We start from the raw sequence: 2,601 nt of genomic DNA, 5'->3' as shown, positions 1-2,601 counted from the left end.
CCTTCAATCACTCGGCTACGACACGCCGGCACCGCTGATCAGGTCCGACTCGTACACCACTCTGCTGGACGCAACCCGATTGGAGAGTGATCACTGTGGAGGATTGGGCGGAGATTCGCCGGCTGTATCGGTCGGAGAAGCTGTCGAAGGCTGCGATCGCACGCAAGCTGTCCATATCGCGAAACACCGTGGCCAGTGCGCTGCAGGCAGATGCGCCGCCTCGTTATGAGCGGGCGCCGGTGAAGACTTCGGCGTGGGCGCAGATCGAACCGGCAGTACGTGCATTGCTCGCCGAGTTCCCGACGATGCCGGCGACGGTGGTCGCCGAGCGGGTCGGCTGGGCCGGTGGGCATTCGTGGTTCGCCGAGAACGTCACCAGGATCCGCCCGGAATACGCCCCACCCGATCCCAGCGACCGACTCGTGCATCGGCCCGGTGAGCAGGTGCAGTGCGATCTGTGGTTCCCCGGCCCGCTCTTCCCCGATCACGCCGGGGTGTTGCGGTCGTTCCCGGTGCTGGTGATGGTGGCTGCCCACTCTAGGTTCATCGCCGCGGTGATGATTCCATCGCGGGTCACCGGCGATTTACTGGCCGGGATGTGGCAGCTGATCTCCGAGAACATCGGTGGTGTTCCGCGGAGCCTGTTGTGGGACAACGAGTCCGGAATCGGCCAACGCCGCCGCTTGGCGCAAGGGGTTACCGGATTCTGCGGGGTGCTGGGCACCCGGCTGATCCAGGCCCGACCCTACGACCCCGAAACCAAAGGGGTGGTGGAACGGGCCAACGGCTACCTGGATACGTCGTTTCTGCCCGGCCGCACCTTCACCTCGCCAGAGGACTTCAACGCCCAACTGCAAGACTGGCTGTCCACGTGTGCCAACCGGCGTATCCATGCGGGCACCCGGATGATCCCGGCAGACGCTCTGGTTGCGGACCGGGCGGCGATGGCCACACTGCCGCCGGTGGCTCCGGTGACCGGCACGACGGTGACCACGCGGTTGGGTCGCGACTACTACGTCAGCCTGGGCGGCAACGCCTACTCGATGCATCCCGAGGTGATCGGCCGGATGATCACCGTGCGGTCCAGCCTAGATCGAATCACCGCCATGTGCGGTGATCGCGTCATTGCTGATCATCAACGTCTCTGGGGCACAGCCGGATTGATTTCCGACCCCGAGCATGTCGCTGCTGCGGCGGTGCTGCGCGAGCAATACCGCACCCGGCCCGCTGCAGGCTCTCATCTCGAGGTCAGCGTCGAAGTCGCCGACCTGAGTGCCTACGACGCGCTCTTCGGGACCGGGGAGGTCGCCTGATGGCCACCACGAAACGCAGCCCGGCACCGGGTGAGGCCGACAAACTGATCGCCCACCAAGCCCGCCTGCTCAAGGCCCCGCGGATCGCAGCGCACTATCAGCGACTCGCTGAACAAGGCCGGTCGGCGAACTGGTCGCTGGAAGATTATCTGGGTGCGGTGTTGGCGGTGGAATCCAATGCCCGCGCTGAATCTGGGGCCCGCCAACGCATCCGGTATGCCGGCTTCCCGGCAATCAAGACGATCACCGATTTCGACTTCACCGCCCAACCCGCGGTGGATCGTGCTCAGATCGCCCGCTTGGAGGGCGGGGGCTGGCTGGCCGAGGCCCGCAACATCGTCCTGCTCGGACCGCCCGGCACCGGCAAAACCCATCTGGCGACCGCGCTGGCCATCGCCGCCGCCCACGCCGGGCATCGAGTCGCTTTCGCTCCGGCCACCGGATGGATCACCCGGCTGGCCGAAGCGCACCGTATCGACCGCCTCGATGCTGAACTGCGCAAAATCTCTCGATACGGGCTCATCGTGATCGACGAGGTCGGCTACATCCCGTTCGACACCGAAGCCGCCAACCTGTTCTTCCAACTGGTCTCGACCCGATACGAAAAGTCCTCGATCATCCTGACCTCCAACCTGCCGTTCTCCAGGTGGGGGCAGGTCTTCGGTGAGGCCACCATCGCTTCGGCGATGATCGACCGGATCGTCCATCACGCCGACGTCATCGCCCTCAAAGGTGCCAGCTACCGCATCAAACACACCGCGATCGAGTCACTGCCCTCCGTAGAAGTCGATCGTCAGGCAGACTCAACCCCGTAAACCTGCTCACTTTTCGACCGGAGCAGGCTGCTCAAGATTCAACCGGAGCCGACAGTCGCGCGTGAACTGGCCGGCTGGTGCTGGTCGCTGGCTGTCATGGACGACTGACCGCCACCTAATCTGCTTCCTCACGAGGTCCGTGGTGGCAAGCGCGTGGATCGACCCGCGACACACCTATGAGCAGCCCTCTGCGGCGACGCTCGATGCTAGACACGCGGATGCGATCCAGCCGAAACACCGTCCTGCGGTAGCCAATCCGCGTATATCAGTCTGACCGCGCGTCGCCAACGACACGCTCACCACACAGACTCGCTGAAGAAGCAACGAGGCGCCGTCGGGGTAGCTCCCCGGCGGCGCCTCACCCTGCCCCCTTGACAAAGTTCTCTACATATCAGGTGTGATGTCCAGGGACGTTGTAACGGATTGAGTTGATTTTGGCCTGTCGTTGAGACAGGTGAAGGCCTCCGGTTGTG

General features: G+C 64.3%; 2 protein-coding genes. Both read left to right on the top strand.

Features of this window, described 5'->3' with window-relative positions; translation table 11 throughout:
• The first annotated feature begins 95 nt into the window (after positions 1-95).
• On the top strand, positions 96-1,313 hold the full coding sequence (istA, locus tag AWC18_RS14545) for an IS21 family transposase (protein WP_064997190.1): 1,218 nt from the start codon (positions 96-98) through the stop codon (positions 1,311-1,313).
• Positions 1,313-2,128: an IS21-like element ISMyma9 family helper ATPase IstB gene (gene istB, locus AWC18_RS14540; RefSeq protein ID WP_064997186.1), complete on the top strand. Its 816-nt coding sequence runs from the start codon at positions 1,313-1,315 to the stop codon at positions 2,126-2,128. The genes istA and istB overlap by 1 nt, the downstream gene beginning before the upstream one ends.
• The last annotated feature ends 473 nt before the right edge of the window (positions 2,129-2,601 follow it).

The organism is Mycolicibacter nonchromogenicus (genome assembly GCF_002101775.1).
Taxonomy (GTDB): domain Bacteria; phylum Actinomycetota; class Actinomycetes; order Mycobacteriales; family Mycobacteriaceae; genus Mycobacterium; species Mycobacterium nonchromogenicum.
This window is presented reverse-complemented; position numbering and strand designations above follow the sequence as displayed.